Origin of the sequence: Comamonas sp. MYb396 (assembly GCF_037479555.1) — a bacterium.
Classification (GTDB): Bacteria; Pseudomonadota; Gammaproteobacteria; order Burkholderiales; family Burkholderiaceae_C; genus Comamonas.
The window spans coordinates 56,173-75,312 of sequence record NZ_JBBGYU010000003.1 but is presented as its reverse complement, the minus strand read 5'-3'; the positions used below and the strand labels follow the sequence as shown (position 1 = coordinate 75,312).

At 59.6% G+C, this 19,140-nt stretch carries 14 protein-coding genes; all 14 read left to right on the top strand.

Annotated elements, in window-relative coordinates; translation table 11 throughout:
• The first annotated feature begins 89 nt into the window (after positions 1-89).
• The 14 genes from WH265_RS08210 to WH265_RS08145 all read left to right on the top strand — a co-directional run bounded on the left by WH265_RS08210 (position 90) and on the right by WH265_RS08145 (position 19,081).
• A complete protein-coding gene (locus WH265_RS08210) occupies positions 90-4,421 on the top strand; it encodes an RHS repeat-associated core domain-containing protein (RefSeq protein WP_339557922.1) in 4,332 nt (1,443 codons plus the stop codon).
• 83 nt (positions 4,422-4,504) lie between these two features.
• The gene (locus tag WH265_RS08205; protein WP_339557921.1) at positions 4,505-4,708 is read left to right on the top strand and encodes a hypothetical protein; all 204 of its coding nucleotides are present in this window, start codon (positions 4,505-4,507) and stop codon (positions 4,706-4,708) included.
• Between the two features lie 1,289 nt (positions 4,709-5,997).
• A complete protein-coding gene (locus WH265_RS08200) occupies positions 5,998-6,810 on the top strand; it encodes a MetQ/NlpA family ABC transporter substrate-binding protein (RefSeq protein WP_021026289.1) in 813 nt (270 codons plus the stop codon).
• Positions 6,811-6,862: 52 nt separating this feature from the next.
• On the top strand, positions 6,863-7,681 hold the full coding sequence (locus tag WH265_RS08195; RefSeq protein WP_116926130.1) for a MetQ/NlpA family ABC transporter substrate-binding protein: 819 nt from the start codon (positions 6,863-6,865) through the stop codon (positions 7,679-7,681).
• Positions 7,682-7,704: 23 nt separating this feature from the next.
• Positions 7,705-8,895 carry a methionine ABC transporter ATP-binding protein gene (locus WH265_RS08190; protein WP_339557920.1) on the top strand — a complete coding sequence of 397 codons (1,191 nt, stop codon included), beginning with the start codon at positions 7,705-7,707 and terminating at the stop codon, positions 8,893-8,895.
• A complete protein-coding gene (locus WH265_RS08185; protein WP_021026291.1) occupies positions 8,885-9,547 on the top strand; it encodes a methionine ABC transporter permease in 663 nt (220 codons plus the stop codon). The genes WH265_RS08190 and WH265_RS08185 overlap by 11 nt, the downstream gene beginning before the upstream one ends.
• A 102-nt stretch (positions 9,548-9,649) precedes the next feature.
• Complete coding sequence (locus WH265_RS08180) at positions 9,650-10,912, top strand: SfnB family sulfur acquisition oxidoreductase (protein ID WP_339557919.1); 1,263 nt, start codon at positions 9,650-9,652, stop codon at positions 10,910-10,912.
• Between the two features lie 72 nt (positions 10,913-10,984).
• On the top strand, positions 10,985-12,241 hold the full coding sequence (locus WH265_RS08175; protein ID WP_339557918.1) for an SfnB family sulfur acquisition oxidoreductase: 1,257 nt from the start codon (positions 10,985-10,987) through the stop codon (positions 12,239-12,241).
• Positions 12,241-13,692, top strand: a complete 1,452-nt coding sequence (locus tag WH265_RS08170) for an LLM class flavin-dependent oxidoreductase (RefSeq protein ID WP_339557917.1) — start codon at positions 12,241-12,243, stop codon at positions 13,690-13,692. Before WH265_RS08175 ends, WH265_RS08170 begins: the two co-directional genes overlap by 1 nt.
• Positions 13,693-13,711: 19 nt before the next feature.
• Complete coding sequence (locus WH265_RS08165; RefSeq protein ID WP_339534620.1) at positions 13,712-14,575, top strand: MetQ/NlpA family ABC transporter substrate-binding protein; 864 nt, start codon at positions 13,712-13,714, stop codon at positions 14,573-14,575.
• A 50-nt stretch (positions 14,576-14,625) separates the two neighbouring features.
• Complete coding sequence (locus WH265_RS08160; RefSeq protein ID WP_339557916.1) at positions 14,626-15,984, top strand: LLM class flavin-dependent oxidoreductase; 1,359 nt, start codon at positions 14,626-14,628, stop codon at positions 15,982-15,984.
• Positions 15,985-16,134: 150 nt separating this feature from the next.
• Positions 16,135-16,941 (top strand): MetQ/NlpA family ABC transporter substrate-binding protein, encoded by an 807-nt coding sequence (locus tag WH265_RS08155; RefSeq protein ID WP_339557915.1) that lies wholly within the window; start codon positions 16,135-16,137, stop codon positions 16,939-16,941.
• Between the two features lie 26 nt (positions 16,942-16,967).
• Positions 16,968-17,810 carry a MetQ/NlpA family ABC transporter substrate-binding protein gene (locus tag WH265_RS08150; protein WP_445228500.1) on the top strand — a complete coding sequence of 281 codons (843 nt, stop codon included), beginning with the start codon at positions 16,968-16,970 and terminating at the stop codon, positions 17,808-17,810.
• Positions 17,807-19,081, top strand: a complete 1,275-nt coding sequence (locus tag WH265_RS08145; RefSeq protein WP_339557914.1) for an acyl-CoA dehydrogenase family protein — start codon at positions 17,807-17,809, stop codon at positions 19,079-19,081. Before WH265_RS08150 ends, WH265_RS08145 begins: the two co-directional genes overlap by 4 nt.
• The last annotated feature ends 59 nt before the right edge of the window (positions 19,082-19,140 follow it).

Here is a 19,140-nt window from a genome sequence, read left to right as displayed (position 1 = left end):
ATCTGATTCAAAAAGACATTGGAAATAACGCGCAGGTGCTGGGGCACACAGCCCCAGCGCCTGGACTAAAGGATATGAGGGAAAGACAGATGACGATTTCTACAAAATTCGCAGCACGAGGAACAGCGACAGCGGCGGCAATAGCTGCGGGCCAACAAGTACTCAACGGCTTGACTACAAAACAAATTCTGCGCACCAGCTTGCTGGTCTCTGCCCTAGGCTTGGCCAGCCTTGCCTCCGCCCAAGGCATCTCCGGCATCGGCGCCTTCGTCCCCAACACCGAGCTGGGCTTCACCCCGGTCGCCAAAGCCGGCGAACCACGCATCAACTGGATCAACGGCGAGTACCAAGAGAGCAACACCGACCTGAGCGTCAAAGTGCTGGGCGGCAGCTTGGATATTGCCCGCTCCTGGAGCCAGGGGCGCTGGTGGCTCAACCCTGCCTGGGCGCCACTCAGCTTTGAGCTCGATCCGCTGGGTAGCGACGCCAAGGTTATCGAACGTGTGGGAGTGCTTTACGAGCGCAGCGGTCAAAGCGATCTGTACATGGCCAAGAGCAAAGGCAACGCACCCGTTTACATCAAACGGCTCAAAGATGCCGCAGGCCAACACACCGGCTGGCAGTGGTACGACCGCTTTGGCAACACCATCAACTACAGCCAAGACGGCGTCATCCAAAGCTACGCCAACGCCAGCGGCGTCAAAGTCAGCTTCGCCTACGACAGCGCCACCAGCGCCCGCATCCTGGACCACGGGGGCAAAACCATCTACACCGTCACCATGGCAGGGGGCCTGATCACCAAGATAGAAGACCTGGCCGGGCGCAGCGTCAGCTACCAATGGGCAGGCCAGCGCCTGGCCCAAGTTACGGACGTCATGGGCCACGCCTGGAAATACGAGTACGACGCCAACGGCCAGATCACCAGCCGCACCGACCCGCTGGGCCTCAAGATCACCGCCCAGTACATCCAAAGCATCCCCGCGCCCGAGCCCATGCTGAGCCTGGGCAAGAAAGGCGTCACCATCGACCCCACAGGTACCAGCGGCACCACGCAAAAACTGGCCAACCTCTGGGGCGGTGGACGCGTAGGCCAGTTCGATGGGCAGAGCGGCTGCGCATCAACGGGTGCCAACAACTACCTGCGCGAGCGAAGGGTGTTTGAAGTCACCTTCACCGATTGCCGGGGCAATGCCACTGTCACCCAGTACGACCTGCAAGGCAATGAACTCAGCCGTACCTTCAACGGTAAAAAGACCGCCTCCAACCAATGGGATGGCGCTTACCACCAGAAGTACACCAACGCCCGGGGCTACAGCACCACCACCACCTACGACAGCAACTACCAACCGCTGCAAATCACCCATCCCGATGGCAGCGTGGAGAAGTACACGTATGAGCCCGTGTTTGGACGGCAGAGCAGCTACACCAACCAGTTGGGGGTTGTGAGTACCTGGCGTTATGACAGCAAGGGGAATGTGACGGAATGGGTGGAGGCCAAAGGCTTGCCTGAGCAGCGCACCACCCTCTATACCTACGACCAACATAGCCAGCTCACCAGCAGCACCAAGGGCGCGGGGGATGCCACCAAGGCAGATGCGATTACCCAAAGCTGGCAGTACGACAGTGCGGGCAATGTAATTATTTTCAAAGATGGCGAAGACAATACCTTTACGCAGATATACGACTCTATAGGGTCATTGGTTGAAAAAATAGACCCTGAAAATAATAGGAAAACCTACAGATATAACAAATCTGGCAGTGTGGAGATGATATCTGTTGCCGGAGAGATTGTTGAGCGATTTAAATATGATTCTTTAAATCGAAGAATTCAATCGACAACTGCTATGGGTTACGAAACCAATATTAAATATGATGAGTTAGGGCGGTTGACTGAAATTAGTGAGCCTGGTGATTTGAGTGGAAGTGGACGTAAAGTACAGTATGATAAATATGGAAGCGTGCAAAAAACAATCAGTCCCAGCGGGTTGAGTATTGTTAATGAGTATGATGAGTTCGGTAGAATATCTAATATATATAATATCTCTGGTGAAAAAACGTCGTATGTATATGGAGACTATGAAACGGAAAATGCCGGGTTACTAATTTCAACGAATTATGCAAGCTATTCTGAGGTATATAGTTACGACCAGTTAGGTCGGAAGGTGAAAACTACGGAGATCTTTGATGACGGTGAAAAAAGATCTCGGATCGTTCAATATAATGCTGCCGGGGAAAGGGTCGCCGTTATTAATGCTGCTGGTGCTGTAACACTCTTTGCGTATGATTCGTTGGGTAGGCTTCTTTCAGTAAATACTCCTGCTGGTGGATTTAGTGGGTATAGCTATCGTTTCGATAATGAAATGACGGAGTTTTTGGATGGGAGTGATAATAGATTCAAATATGCTTATGATAGAAATGGGCGGGTTGTGAAGACAGTTTCTCCATTGGGCGTGGTAGTGCATTTTACGTATAATAAGAATGGTAAATTAATTTCACGAGTAGATGGGGGAGGGAATATAAAAGAGTTTTATTACGATAATCTTTATAATCTCCAAAAGGAGGTATACCGTGATGCATCGTTAAAGACTATTCAATCCATAGCGTACCGGCATGATCTGGACGGGCAAGTGATTGAATATCAACAAATGGGTTTTGATGATAGGCTATTGAGCTCGGTAGTCTATGAGCGAGATATGCGGGGGAGAGTGATAAATTCAACTGTTAAATACGGGATGGTCAATAAGGCTGAAGTTTTTGGTTTTAATATCGGATATAAGTATGACAGGGATGGGAGAATTGTTGAGGTGTCCTATCCTGACTCTTCAGTTCAGTCGTATCAATATACCGATGCTAACTTATCTCAAATAAAGTTACCTAATAAGCAAGTGATAAATTATGAGAAATATTTCCACGGGAAACCTGCTAATATAATTTTTCCTGGTAGTAGGTCAGAAGCCCAATTTGATGGTTTGTATAGGCTTAAAAATATAAACATCGTTGCAAAGGATCGGCTGATTGCGCATAAGTCGTATGAATATGATGTAACAGGCAATATAAAGCAGATTGACGACCAAAACGGCATATTTAAATATGCGTACGATGATGATAATCGACTGACTGAGGTTGAGCCTAATGGCGATGCACGAAATCTTGGTTTTGAAAGCGAAGCTTATAAATATGATAATGCTGGTAATCGCATATTTAGTTTGCATCAACCTGGGGGGTGGGTTTATGCAGGGAATCAGTTGGTAGCATATCCAAAACGTGATATGTTTGATGAAAATTTACAAGAGGTGAGCGCTACATATAGCCCTCAGGGGAATTTGGTTGCTGAAAGTAGCTCCGAAGCGAAAATACTATATAGTTACGATGCTACAGGGCGGTTGATAGGCTATAAAAATGACCGTCTAGATGTTATATATGGCTATGATCCGTACGGTAGGCGCATAAGTAAGAGCAAGAAGAATGGTGTAGATATTGATACCTTCTACTATGCTTACAATAATCAAGGTCTTGTGGCTGAGTTTGATTCAAAGGGAGTGATGACAAAGGCTTATGGCTGGGGTAGGGCTGATGTTAGTGATGAGGAGTGGGGAGCTAATCCAGTTTGGCAGGCCGATGTTGTTAAAGGTGCTTTAAGTGAAAAGATGACCGCTTATAACTATATACATAATGACCATTTGGGGTTTCCTGTAGTTTCGGTTAACGGGGATGGATTGATCACTTGGTCTGCAATTTATGATTCGTTTGGGTCTGTGAAGATATTAGATAATTCTATAAATATCAATCTAAGATTTCCTGGTCAATATTGGGATGAAGAGAGTCGGTCTCATTATAATTACAGACGGAATTATATGCCGCAAATTGGGCGCTATATACAGAGTGATCCTATTGGCTTAAAGGGTGGTAGTAATTTTTATGCTTATGCATCATCTAATCCGATAATGTATTATGACCCCCAGGGGCTACAAGCTAAACCATGTTGTCAGCCTCAAATGACAGATCAAGACTGCTGTAATTCAATACCAACTTCGAGCGACGGTCTTAACTTTGAAATGCCTTCATTAGCGACTGGAACCGTTATGTGTTGTCAAGGACGATCTATTAGCTGTCTTTCTAAATCATACGATCATGCAAAGTATGGGCGAGATATCTCTAGAAAATGTGCAAAAGTGCATGAAGATACACATCAGGCGCATGTGAAAAAATGCCCCATGGATTGTAGTTACTTTGTCAATCCGTTTGATATCGATAAAATAAGCCCTGAGAAAGGTGAGTGTGAGGCATATGGTGCAGAGCTGAAATGTCTCACAGATAGTCTTCCTGAGTGCGGCGATGATGCACTTTGCAAGATGAAAATTAAAGCTTCTATAGCTTCAAGTAAAAAAGAACTTGGAGAAAAAAGACAATGCCCAATGTGAAGACGATCTTGTTGGTAATCTTAATAATCCCTCAGCTATCCGCATGCTTTGGCACTTCGTGTGAAGGAGGCTGTGGTAGAAAGATGCGCGATGCGGAAGCCATTGAAAGAATGAAAAAACTTTATAAGATGGATGAGGACTTGATTCAATTTGGAAAATTTGAAGTTGAATATAAAAGAAATAATTATTATGTTAAATTCATAGTTGAGCCGAGAGTGCCAGGAGGGGAGTTTGAAGTGGTATTTGATTGCGCGGGTGATCTGATTTCTTCCACGCCAGGAAAATGAATTTATGGCTTTTATTTTGTGTTTAATTTATCGAAGAATTCTTGTGTCTGAATGTTGATTTTTTATGTGTATGCTCTTTATATATTTAATGGTGATGAGGTTGTAGTGACGTTGTTTAATGAAGTAGACATTGAGGAGTGTGTTTTGTAATTACAAAAATTGGACTATATCTGATAGGCGTTGTATTGACGAAGATAGCTGCAGCGTTGGTGTTCTATGTGCCGGCCGTCTCGTCTTTCTCGTTGTTTTAATTTTGTCAATGTGGTTTGCAAGTTGGGGAAATTGCGTTGACTTAGAAAAAAGAAGAAATATGAGAAAGTTAGCTAATCTGAATTTGACTTTACTGCCATTAAAATAATGACTGAGGTTCAGGGGATATGCATCGGGCTGGATGCCAAAATCCAATCGGCATAGCCCCAATTAAAAGTAATTAAGGGGTGATGTTAAATATTTTCTCCTGTGGCTATTCAGATTTTTCTAATATTAAAGATGTATTTTTAAAGCATGTGATTTTATTGTTAATATAAAAAGTAAATGGCGTAAGGCTTCTTAATGGTGGTTTTGAATTGATTTTCTGAGAGCCTCCAGATGATTGGTATTATCTGGGTGTGCGTGTTGTTGATGAATATTGTATTTGAATTTTTGAAATGATGATATTTATGGATTAATGCTGAATGGGCGAATTCCGTAATAAATTTATTTTGGTTTATTTCAAAAAAATGTTGCATTGCTTAATTCGAAGGTGCAATAGGATATGGGGTTTTTTGGGCTTGCCAGTGTTAACGCTGGCAAGCCCTGTCTCATCAAACTACCCAAGGCCAATCCCTCCACTATCCGAGATACAGTTCTGCAGCAACTAGCCAATGAGTGGCGTCTAGTGCGCCCCAGGGGCGCGCTGAGTGTAGACACCTGAGCGCTGCGCTCAGCCAGTGATCGCTCGTGTGTCCTGACAAACTCCTTCTCACCCAGGCTCCAAAAGCACTGCCTTTTAGCCTCCAGCCAAGACCTCAGCAGACATCCAACTCTGAGGCCTGCGAGCCCGCGCTAGAACCACCGCAAGGCGTTTCCATAGAGCGCCGCCCGAACAAGAACATCCTCGACTTCTTCCGACCCCTATGGTTTTCTGAGAGAACACGTTCGAGGCTGAGTACCTGACACCCCAGCACAGACTTCTCATATCCATATTTGAAATTCTTCGTGGTGCAAAGCCAGCCCGAAAGCTCCAATGGAGGCTTCGTTGCTGCTGCCGCCATGTGATGGCGCAGTCTTTACCTCCAGAAAGACGTCCCATGTTTCAGAGTTTCAAGCGTGTGCTGATCTCCGCTGCCATTGCTGTGGCCGTGCTGCCGGCTGTGGCGGCAGACAAGCTCAAGATCGCTGTTGTGCCCGGTGCCTATGCCGATTCCATCAATGCGGCGGCCAAGGATGCGAAGGCCCAGGGCATTGACGTGGAGGTGATCGAGTTCACCGACTGGACCACGCCGAATGTTGCGGTCAACAACGGCGATATCGATATCAACTACTTCCAGCACCAGCCTTTCCTCGACAACGCGGTCAAGAAGAACGGCTATGCGCTGGCCAGCGCGGGCACCGGCATTCTGGCCAATGTGGGCCTGTATTCGCTCAAGCACAAGAACGTAGCCGATGTGCCCAACAACGGCAAGGTGGGCATTGCCAGCGACCCGGTCAACCAGGGCCGGGGCCTGTTGCTGCTGCAAAAGGTGGGGCTGATCACGCTCAAGCCGGGCGTGGGCTACCTGGGCTCGATCAACGACATTGCGAGCAACCCCAAGTCGCTGCGCTTTGTCGAGGTCGAAGGGCCGCAGCTGGTGCGCATCACCGGCGATGTGGATATTGCCCAGGGCTACCCGCACTTCATCGTTGCGGCCAAGGCCTTTGATCCATCGAGTGGCCTGGCGTACTCGGGCATCGAGGACCAGCAGTTCGCGATCCAGTTCGTGGTCAAGAAGGACCGGGTCAACGACCCGGTGGTGCAGAAGTTCATCCGCATCTACCAGAACTCCGAGACTGTGCGAACGGTCAGCAAGAAGTCTTTCAGCAACGACGACCGGCTCTACACGCTGGCCTGGCTGAAGAAGTAAGCGCGGCGGGCGACCGACCCCTTATCCAACTACAAAAGCAAGCGAGAAGAATATGACGAACAAGATCAACAGACGCGTGGTGGCGGCAATTGCAGCAGCGGCCATGCTGGGAGGGTGGCAACTGGCGCAGGCAGCGGACAAGATCCGCATTGCCTCCACGCCAGGGGCCACGGCGGACGCTATCAAGGCGGTGGTGGCCGATGCCAAGAGCCAGGGGCTGGATGTGGAGCTGGTCGAGTTCACCGACTGGACGGTGCCCAACGAGGCCGTCAACAACGGCGATGTGGACCTGAACTTCTTCCAGCACCAGGCCTTTTTGAACAATGTCATCAAGGAACGCGGCTACCAGCTCAAGTTTGTCGGCCTGGGCCTGCTGCAGAACATCGGCATCTACTCCGAGCGCCACCAGTCGCTGGCCGATGTGCCGGCCAAGGCCAAGGTCGCGATTGCCAATGACCCGGTCAACCAGGGCCGGGGCCTGGCGCTGCTGCAAAAGGCAGGCCTCATTCGCCTGCGCACCGGTGATGCACCTGGCGCCACGGTGGCCGATATCACCGACAACCCCAAGCAGCTGCGCTTTTATGAAGTCGAAGGCCCGCAGCTGATCCGCTCGCTGCCCGATGTGGACCTGGCCGTGCTCTGGCCGAGCTACTTTGTCAGCGCCGGCAAGAAGGAGCAGGCCAGCAAGGCCCTGGCCTATTCGGGCATTGCCGACCGCTTCTATGCGATGGGCTTTGTTTCGCAAGCCAGCCGTGCCGACGACCCCAAGCTGCGCAAGTTTGTCCAGGTGTTCCAGAACTCTGCGGCAGTCAAGCAGGCGATCAGCCAGCAGTTCAACAACGACCCCAAGCTCTACACCTTGCCCTGGTAAGGGCAGGACACCAGGAGAAGCACATGGCCCTTTCCGCCGTATCGAACGTATTGCGCAGGCAGTTCCGCGCCGAGGCCGAGCCGGCCGCAGAGGGCCGTGCTGCGCGCGCCAGCGCAGCGGTACCAACCGCCGCAAGCGGCCAGGCGCCGGTAGCCGCCGCCCCCTTAGGCACCGTAGTATTCCGCGATCTGGGCAAGGTCTACCGATCATCGGCGGGTGAGGTGCCTGCGCTGCAGAATATTACGCTGGACATAGCTGCTGGCAGCATCTTCGGCATCATCGGGCGCAGCGGCGCGGGCAAGTCCAGCCTGCTGCGCACCATCAACCGCCTGGAAGCGCCCAGCAGCGGCCAGGTGCTGGTCGATGGTGTCGATATTGGCACCTTGGATGAAGCGGGCCTCGTGCAACTGCGCCGCCGCGTCGGCATGATTTTTCAGCACTTCAACCTGCTGTCGGCCAAGACGGTATTCGAGAACGTGGCCCTGCCGCTCAAGGTGGCCGGTGTGCCGGCTGCGCAGATCCAGCAGCGGGTGACCGAGCTGCTCGACCTGGTCGGCCTGCAGGACAAGCACAAGACCTACCCCAGCCGCCTCTCCGGCGGGCAAAAGCAGCGTGTGGGCATCGCCCGTGCGCTGGCTACCCGGCCCGAGTTCCTGCTTTGCGACGAGGCCACCTCGGCACTGGACCCGGAAACCACGCAGGCCATTCTGGCGCTGCTGCGCGACATCAATCGACGCCTGGGCATCACGGTGATCCTGATCACCCATGAGATGAGCGTGATCCGCGAGATTGCCGACCAGGTGCTGGTGCTGGAGAAGGGCGAGATTGCCGAGCTGGGCGAGGTTTGGCAGGTGTTTGGCAACCCGCGCCATGCCGCCACCCAGGCCTTGCTGGCACCGCTGCGCCACGGCGTGCCCGATGACCTGCAGCAGCGCCTGCAGCCGCAGGCCCCCGCAGCCGGCCGCTTTGAGCAGGTGCTGCAGCTGGGCTACAGCGGCCATGACGGGCTGGAGCCGGACTTTCCCCGCATTGCCGAGGCACTGGGCGCCAAGGTGCGCCTGCTGCACGGCGGTGTGGACCGCATCCAGGGCCATGCCCAGGGCCAGCTCATCATCGCCATCGATGGTGCTGCCGCCCGCAACGACTGGGCTGCGCTGACGCAAGGCCCCGCCACCATCGCACATGAAATCAGGGTACTGGGCTATGTTGTTTGAACTGAGTATTTCCATCGACCGCTACTGGAAGGCGCTGGCCGACACCTTCATCATGGTGTCCACCTCGGCCGGTATCGCGCTGCTGGCGGGCATTCCGCTGGCCATCTTGTTGATCGTGACGGCGCCTGGTGGCTTTCTCGAATCGCCCCGCACCAACCGCGCCGTTGGCAGCGTCGTCAACGGCTTCCGGGCCACGCCCTTTATCGTGCTGCTGGTGGCCTTGATTCCGTTTACCCGTTTGGTCACCGGCACCACGATTGGCGTCTGGGCGGCGATTGTGCCGCTGGCCATCAGTGCCACGCCGTTCTTTGCGCGCATTGCCGAGGTCAGCCTGCGTGAGGTCGATCCCGGCCTCATTGAGGCGGCGCAGGCGATTGGCTGCAAGAAGTGGGACATTGTGCGCCATGTCTACCTGCCAGAAGCCTTGCCCGGCATCATCGGCGGTTTCACCATCACCTTGGTGGCGCTGATCAGCTCGTCGGCCATGGCGGGTGCCGTGGGGGCCGGTGGCCTGGGCGACCTGGCGATCCGCTACGGCTACCAGCGTTTTGATACGCAGGTGATGCTGATTGTGATTGCGGTGCTGATTGCGCTGGTCACCATTGTGCAGACCGCCGGCGACCGCGTGGCGCACTGGCTGCGCAGCCGCTGACCGTCCGCGTTATCGCGGCCCACCACGGCGCAGTGCCGTGGTCTGCAGGCCAGGGCGCGTCTCTGGCCTGTCTCTCTCCGAACCCCTTTCAGAAAGCACCGAATGACTTCAGCGGTTGCCCAGGGCGCAGCGTTGCCCGCCGATTTCTCACCCCGCCTGCCTTTGCCGCCCAGCCAGCCCGCGCAGATCCGCAGCGAGGCCGAGGCCTTGCAAGTGGCCGCTGCGCTGGCCGAGAGCTTTCGCGGCGGCGCGGCCCGGCGCGACAGCGAACGCCTGTTGCCCTGGGACGAGATCGAGCGCTACACCGCCAGCGGCCTGGGCGGCATCACCGTGCCGCGCAGCCATGGCGGCCTGCAGGCCAGCTGGCACACCGTCGTGCAGGTGTTTGCGACCATCAGCGCGGCCGATGCATCGCTGGGCCAGATTCCACAGAACCACTTTGCGCTGGTGCAGAACCTGCGCGATACCGCCAGCCCCGCGCAGCAAAGCCGCTGGTTTGCCGATGTGCTGAGCGGCCACCGGCTGGGCAATGCCGGGCCCGAGCGCAAGGGCCGCGCCGCGCAACTGAGTGATGCCACCGCCAGCCTGCGCCAGACGGCCGATGGCCGGCTGCTGGTCAACGGCACGCGCTACTACTCCACCGGCTCGCTGTTCGCCCACTGGGTGCCTTTCCGCGCCGAGGACGAGGCGCAGCGCCCCGTGCAGGTCTGGGTGCGGCGCACGGCGCCGGGTCTGCAGATCATCGACAACTGGAACGCCTTTGGCCAGAAGACCACTGCCAGCGGTGGTGTGGTGCTGACCGATGTCGAGGTCGAGCCGCGTGATGTGATTGCGCTGCATGACCTGAAAGACCGGCCGACTCTCTCCGGCCCGGTATCGCAGATTCTGCAAGCCGCCATCGACATGGGCATTGCCCAGGGCGCGTTTGACGAGGCACGCCAGTTTGTGCGCGACAAGACACGCGCCTGGGTGCATTCGGGCGTCGAGCATGCCTGGCAGGACCCCTACATCATCCAGGAGTTTGGCCAGCTGCAGGTGGAGCTGGATGCCGCACGCGAGGTGCTGCTCGATGCCGCGCAGCAGCTCGATGCATTGGCTGCGCAACCCGTCACCGACGAGAGCAGCGCGCAGGCATCGGTGGCCGTGGCGCGCGCCAAGATCTTGACCACCGAGGCGGCGCTCAACGCCAGCGAACGCCTGCTGGAGCTGGGCGGCACCTCATCGGCCCGCACCGGCTACAACCTGGACCGCTTTTGGCGCAATGCCCGGGTGCACACCTTGCACGACCCGGTGCGCTGGAAATACCACCTGCTGGGCAACTACCTGCTCAATGGCCGCGCACCGCGCCGCCACCAGTGGAACTGAGCCGCCGCAACGCACAACGATTTTGATGCGCAGGCCGGCAGCCCGCTGCCGCCCCGCCGCCGAGCAAGCACCATGACTACCTCTCCCCCCGTGATCGCCGCTGCCAACCCGGTAGCACCCGTCCCCGCACCGCGCCAGCGCCCGCCCGTGTTTGCCAGTGAGCAGGCCGCACTGCAAAAAGCCCAGCAACTGGCCGACGCCTGGGCCGGCGATGCGGTACTGCGCGACCGCGAGCGCCGCCTGCCCTGGGCAGAAATCGAGGCCTACAGCGACAGCGGCCTCTGGGCTATTACCGTGCCGCGCGCCTATGGCGGCCTGCAGGCCAGCGCCTGGACCGTGGCGCAGCTGATCGCCACGGTGGCGGCGGCTGATGGATCGCTGGGCCATATTCCGCAGAACCATTTCTATGCGCTGGAGGTGCTGCGCGTGGGCGGCAGCGCGGCGCAGCAGCGCTTTTTCTACGAACGGGTGCAGGCGGGTGAGCGCTTTGGCAATGCGCTGTCGGAGATTGGTCACCGCGACTACCGCCGCCGCTCGCGGCTGGAGCGGGGCGGGTCGGGCTGGGTGCTCAATGGCCGCAAGTTCTACTGCACCGGCGCCATCTTTGCGCACTGGATTCCGGTGCAAACCATGCAGGTCATCGATGCGGCCCAGGACCCCGTCAGCGTGATGGTGTTTGTGCCGCGCACGGCCCCGGGCGTGACGGTGATCGACGACTGGGATGGCATGGGCCAGCGGGTCACCGGCAGCGGCTCGGTGCTGCTGGAGAACGTCGCCATCGACGAGGCCTGGATTGTGCCTTTCCAATCGAGCTTTGACAGCCCCAGCACCATCGGCCCGTTTGCGCAGATCATCCATGCCGCCATCGACCTGGGCATTGGCGAGGGCGCGCTGCGCGCCACCTTGCCCTTTGTGCGCAGCCAGTCGCGTGCCTGGGTGGATGCCGGTGTAGCACAGGCCAGCGACGACCCCTTGACCCTGCAGGCGCTGGGCAATGTGGAGCTGCGCCTGCATGCGGCGCGGGCGCTGCTGCGGCGCGCGGGCAGCCTGGTGGATGCCGCGCAGCAGGAGCCCACGGCGCACACGGTGGCTGCCGCCTCGGTGGCCGTCGCGCAGGCGCGTGCACTGGCGCATACCGCCGGCCTGCTGGCGGCCAACAAGCTGCTGGAGCTGGGCGGCACATCAGCCACCTTTGCCGAGCATGGCTTTGACAGCTACTGGCGCAATGTGCGCACCCATACCTTGCATGACCCGGTGCGCTGGAAATACCATGCCATCGGCAACTATGCGCTGAGCGGCGTGCTGCCCCCGCGCCACGGAGCACTGTGATGGCCAGCACCGCCGCCAGCGCGCGGGCGCCCATCATCCTCAATGCCTTCAACATGGCCAGCGTTGGCCATATCAACCATGGGCTGTGGACGCATCCGCGCGACCAATCGAGCCACTACCACCGCCTGGACTACTGGACCCGCCTGGCCAAGGAGCTCGAGCGCGGCCTGTTCGATGGCCTCTTTATCGCCGACATCATCGGCGCCTACGACACCTACCAGCAGTCCGTTGATGTGACCTTGCGCGAATCGGTGCAGTTGCCGATCAATGACCCGACCTTGGTGGTGCCAGCGATGGCGGCGGTGACCGAGCACCTGGGCTTTGGCGTAACGGTCAACCTCAGCTATGAGCAGCCCTATCTGCTGGCGCGGCGCTTTTCTACCTTGGACCACCTGACCCAGGGACGCATTGGCTGGAACATCGTCACTGGTTACCTGGACTCGGCCGCCCGCGCCATGGGCCAGCGCCAGCAGCTGGCGCACGATGCGCGCTATGACCGGGCCGATGAGTTCATGGACGTGCTCTACCAGCTCTGGGAAGGCAGCTGGAGCGACAGCGCCGTGCTGCGCGACCGCGCGCGCCGCATCTATGCCGACCCGCAGCAGGTGCGCCGCGTGCAGCACAGCGGCCCGCATTTTCAGGTGGATGGTTATCACCTGAGCGAGCCCTCGCCACAGCGCACGCCTGTGCTGCTGCAGGCGGGCAGCTCGGGCCGAGGCCTGCAGTTTGCCGCGCGCCATGCCGAATGCGTGTTCATGGCCATCCAGGACAAGGCGGCCACCGCTGCGCTGGTGCGCCAGCTGCGCGAAGAGGCGGTGCGTGCCGGCCGCCAGCCGGGCGACATCAAGGTGCTGGTGGGCATGACCCCGGTGGTGGGCGCCACCACGCGCCAGGCCCAAGAGAAGTACCAGGAGTACTGCCGCTATGCCAGCCCCGAGGCTGCGCTGGCGCATTTGTCTGCCACGGCCGGCATTGATTTCTCCACCTACCAGCGCGACACGCCGCTGCTGCAGCAGCACCGCAGCAATGGCATCGAGAACTCGATCCAGCGCCTGGCCAATGGCCGCGAGGACTACCGCCTGGGCGACCTGCTCGATGAGCTGGCGCTGGGCGGGCGCTACGCCACCGTCGTCGGCGATGCCCAGCAGATTGCCGACGAGATGCAGTCCTGGGTCGAGGAGGCTGGCGTCGATGGCTTCAACCTGGCCCGCACTGTCGTGCCCGAATGCTTTGGCGACTTTATCGACCTGGTCGTCCCCGAGCTGCAGTCGCGGGGCCTACACAAGAGCGCCTATGCGCCCGGCAGCATGCGCCACAAGCTGTTTGGCCAGGGCGACCGCCTCCCAGCCCACCACCATGCCCAGCAGTTTCGCCAGCAGCCCTCCGTCGGTGGGGCAAGCGTTGCTGCTTCTCCATCCCTCTCCACGCCCCGCGCCCAGGCCTTGGCCTGAGTGCCATCCAGGAACTCCCATGTCCCAGAAACTTTCTTCTCCGCTGCCAGGCCAACGCCGGCGTTTTCTGTCCTCGTCGCTGGCGGCCGGCGCCGCGCTGGCCACCGGGGCCTGGCGCAGCACGGCGCAGGCAGCGGTACCGGTGACGACCAAGGTACTGAAAGTGGGGGTGACCTCGGGCCCGCATGAGCAGGTGTTCGAGGCCGTCAAGAAGGTGGCCGAGCGTGACTATGGTCTCAAGATCGAGATCGTGTCCTTCAGCGACTATGTGATGCCCAATGCCGCGCTGGATGCAGGTGACCTGGATGCCAACAGCTTCCAGCACGGCCCCTTCCTGCAGGCGGCGATCCGTGCGCGCGGCTACAAGCTGGTGGGCTTTGGTCGCACCTGGGTGGGCCCGATTGCGCTGTTCTCCAAGCGCTACAAGCGGCTCGAAGACGTGCCGGTGGGCGCGCAGATTGCGCTGCCCAATGACCCGGCCAATGGCGGGCGCGTGCTGCTGCTGTTGGAGAAGGGCGGCCTCATCAAGCTCAAGCCCGGCATTGACCCGATCAAGGGCGTGTTTGCCTCGACCCAGGACATCACCGACAACCCGCGCAAGCTGCGCTTTGTCGAGCTGGAGTCACCGATGCTGGTGCGCGCGATGGACGATGTGGAGCTGGCCGCGATCAATGCCGACTATGCCTACAAGGCGGGGCTCAACCCCACGAAGGATTCGCTGCTGGTCGAGGGCGGCGACAGCCCCTATGTCTGCCTGATTGCGGTGCAGGAGAAAAACCGCAACGCCCCCTGGGTGCCGCAGCTGGTAGCGGCCTACCGCACCGACGAGGTGCGCAGCTATATCCAGCAGGCCTTCAATGGCGTGGTCATCCCTTCGTGGTGATCGGCGGCGCTACCCCTGGCATTCACTGATTGCGCTCACCCGCACTGGCTATGACTGACAAAAAAATCATGCATGTCAACGCGTTCAACATGAACTGCGTCGGACATATCCACCACGGCCTGTGGACGCATCCGCGCGACCAGTCCACCCAGTACCACACGCTCAAGTACTGGACCGATATCGCCAAGCTGCTGGAGCGCGGCCTGTTCGACGGCATCTTTATCGCCGACGTGGTGGGCTACTACGACGTCTACCAACGCGGCGTGGACCTGACCCTGCGCGAGGCGATCCAGCTGCCGGTGAACAACCCCTGGCTGCTGGTATCGGCCATGGCGGCGGTGACCGAACACCTGGGCTTTGGATTGACGGCGACGGTCAACGCCCACCAGCCCTACACCTTTGCCCGCGATGTGACCACCCTGGACCAGCTGAGCAATGGCCGCATCGGCTGGAACATCGTCACCGGCTATGTGGACAGCGGCGCGCGCGGCCTGGGCCAGGACGGCCTGGCCGACCATGACAGCCGCTACGACCGCGCCGATGACTTTCTGGCGCTGGCCTACAAGTTCTGGGAAGGCAGCTGGGAGGATGGCGCCGTGATCGCCGACAAGGCGCGCCGCATCCATACCCTGCCGGACAAGGTACACCCTGTGGTGCATGATGGCCCGTTCTACCGCGCCAATGCGATCCACATGAGCGCGCCATCGCCGCAGCGCACGCCGGTGCTGTTCCAGGCGGGCACCTCGCAGCGTGGGCTGCAGTTTGCCGGCCAGCATGGCGAGGGCATCTTTATCGGAGCGCGCACGCCGGAAGCCGCAAGGGACGCCTCGCGCAAGCTGCGTGCGGCCGCCGTGGCCGCTGGGCGCAGGGCCGATGACATCAAGATCTATGTGGGCGCGGCCGTGGTGGTGGCGCCCACCCAGGCCGAGGCCGAAGAGAAATACGCCGACTACCTGGCCTATGCCAGTGCCGAAGGGGGCCTGGCGCACTTCGCCGCCAGCACCGGCGTGGACTTTGCGCAGTACGACCTGGACGAGCCCATCGTCTACGGCCAGGGCAATGCCATCCAGTCGGCCGTGCAGGCCGCCCAGCAGCAGGGCCTGACCACGCGGCGCAAGCTGCTCGAACAGTTCAGCCTGGGCAGCCGCTACAACACCATCGTCGGCGACCCGCAGCAGGTGGCCGATGCGCTGGAGCGCTGGATCGATGTCGGTGAGATCGATGGCTTCAATCTCACCCGCATCGTCGTGCCCGAGACCTGGGAGGACTTTGCCAGCCTGGCCGTGCCCGAGCTGCAAAACCGCGGCCGCTACCGCACGCGCTACGAAGAAGGCAGCCTGCGCCACAAGCTGTTTGGCCGTGGCGATGGTCTGCCCGCCAACCACCCCGGCGCGCGGCAGCGCCGATAAGAGCCGTTAACACAACCCTTGATACGTCGTTGCCAAGCCTTGTCGTACGCCTGTACTGCCTGCGGTTTGACGCCTAGTCTCAACCGCAAACCTTCGGTTTGCTGGGTCGTGTTACCGGCTCTAAGCACCGAGATTTTTTTGAAAGCAGCCATGAAGTTTTTCTCCTCATTGACAGCCCTGCTGCTGTCACTCGCCACCCTGGGCGCCGCCCAGGCCCAGCCACTGCGCGTCGGCGTCACGCCCGGGTCGCTGGCCGATTCGGCCCAGATTGCAGCGCGCGAGGCCAAGGCCCAGGGGCTCGACGTCCAGATCGTCGAGTTCACCGACTGGACCCTGCCCAATACCGCGCTGGTCAACCGCGATCTGGACCTGAACTACTACCAGCACCAGGCCTTTCTCGATACCTTCAACCGCGAAAACCGCCAGGACCTGCGTGCCGTGGCCGTGGGCTCGCGCGGCAATATCGGCATCTTCTCCAAGCGCTACAAAAGCCTGGCGAGCCTGCCCACCGGCGCCAGCGTGGCGCTGGCCAATGACACCTCCAACCAGGCGCGTGCCATTGCCACCTTGCGCGATGCGGGCCTGGTCACCCTGCGCGCCAATGCGCCGCAACTGGCCCAGATCGACGACATCGCCAGCAATCCCAAGAAGCTCAAGTTCATCGAAGTGGCCGGGCCCCAGCTGGCGCGGGCGCTGGATGATGCAGACATCACCGTGGTGAGCCTGGGTGGCCTGCTGCAGGCGGGCCAGCTGGAGACCGCCCGCCAGGGCCTGTACTACAGCGTCGGCACGGATGCCTTCTGGGCCATCCACTTTGTCACCCGGGCCGACAACGTGAAGGACGCGCGGGTGCGCCAGTTCATCGATATCTACCAGCAATCCCAGGCGGTGCGCCAGCAGATCCATGCCTCGTACGCCAATGAAAGCCGCTTCTACAGCCTGCCCTGGCTGAAGTGAGCCAGCCACCCAACGAAGGAAAGACGATGACGATGTTTGCGCTGAAAAAATACCTGCTGGCGCTGGGCGCCGGTGCCGTGGCGGTGGTCAGTGCCGCTACTGCCGTGGCTGCTCCGTTGAAAATCGGGGTCACGCCCGGCTCGCTGGCCGACTCGGTCCAGGTCGCCGCCAAGGAGGCGCGCCAGGCTGGGCTGGAGGTGCAGGTGATCGAGTTCACCGACTGGACCACGCCCAACACTGCACTGGATGCCGGCGATATCGATATCAACTACTTCCAGCACCAGGCCTTTTTGGACAATGCGATCCGCGACCGGGGCTACAAGATTGAGAGCGTGGGTGTGGGCCTGCTGCCCAATATCGGCCTGTATTCGAAAAAGTATGCGGCGTTGGCCGATATCCCGACGGGCGCTTCGGTCGGTGTCGCCAATGACCTGGTCAACCAGGCCCGGGGCTTGCTGCTGCTGCAGACGGCCGGGCTTATCAGCCTGCGCCCCGGCGTAGGCGCCAAGGCCAGCGTCAACGACATCGTCGGCAACCCGCGCAAGCTCAAGCTGCTGGAGGTGGAGGGCCCGCAGCTGGTGCGGGCGATTGACGATGTGGCCCTTGCCCAGGGCTATCCGGCCCACCTGGTCAACGCCGGCCAGCGCGAGCTGGCCAGCCGTGCGCTGCTGTACTCCACCGTCGATGACCTGTACTACGCGATCCGCTTTGTGGCCCGCAGCGACCGCAAGCAGGACCCGCGCATTGCGCAGTTTGTGCAGCTCTACCAGGCGTCGCCCGCGGTCGCCAAGCAGATCAGCGCCTCGTTTGCCGATGACGCCAAGCTCTATTCGCTGCCCTGGAAGAACGCCGCGAAGGCCGCGCCATGACCGAGGCCACGCTGACACGCCCAGTGCCCGAAGTTGCTGACGCCAAGGCCCCGCGCCTGGCTGATCTGCAGCAGCGCTTTGCCCCGGTGTTTGCGCGCATTGCCGAAGGTGCTGCCGAGCGCGAGCACAGCCGCACTCTCGCCCATGCACCGCTGCAATGGCTGCGCGAGAGCGGCTTTACCGCCTTGCGCCTGCCCCCAAGCCTGGGTGGCAGTGGCGCGTCGCTGGAGCAGCTGGTGGCCTTGCTGGTGGACCTGGCCGAGGCTGACCCCAACCTGACCCAGATCCTGCGCCCGCATTTTCTGTTTGTGGACCGCGTGCTCTACCAAGGCACGGCCGAGGCGCAGCGCCACTGGCTGCCCTTGGTGGCCCAGGGCGCCACCTTTGGCAATGCCACCACCGAGGTGGGCGAGGGGGCCGTGGGCAGCCTGCAGACCACCTTGGTGCCTGACGATGCGGCGCCTGGCCAGTGGCGGCTCCATGGCCAAAAGTTCTACAGCACCGGCAGCTTGTATGCGGACTGGATCAGCGTGCTGGCGCGCGCGGTGGTGCCGGGCCAGCCCGACCAGACGGTGCATGCGCTGGTGGCCGGGAATGCGGCCGGTGTGGAGCGGCTTGATGACTGGCGTGGCTTTGGCCAGCGGCTGACCGGATCGGGCACCACGGTGCTGCGCGATGTGCCGGTGCCAGCGCATGCGGTGCTGCAGTTCCGCGCGGGCGAGCCTTCGCCAATAGTGGCATTCGCGCAGCTCTTCCACCTGGCGAGCCTGGCGGGCATTGCCCGCGCGCTGAGCCGCGACACCCTGGCCTATGTGCAGGCGCGCCGCCGCGTGTTCAGCCATGGCGCAGCGGCCTTGCCCAAGGACGATCCGCTGGTGCAGCAGATCGTGGGCCAGCTGGCCAGCACCGCCTATATGAGCGAGCTGGTGGTGCGCGATGTGGCCCAGGCGCTGGGCCCGGTCCTGCGCAGTGCCGAGGCGGGCCAGGCGCGTGCCGACAAGGCCCAGCTCGATGCGCTGGAGCTGCGTGCGGCCCAGGCCCAGGTTGCCGTGGTGGATGCGGTGCTGCAGGCGGCGACGCGCATGTTCGATGTGGGCGGGTCGAGCGCGCTGGCCGAGGACCTGCGGCTGGACCGCCACTGGCGCAATGCCCGCACCCTGGCCTCGCACAACCCGGTCATCTACAAGGCCAAGTCGGTGGGCGACATGCTGCTCAACGGCGCCGAGCCGGTCTACTTCTGGCAGGTGGGGCTCGCAGCAAAAAACGCATAAGAACATGAGATTTCATTCCTTGGCCTGCGGCGGCGCAGTGGTTGTAATGGTTGTCTTGA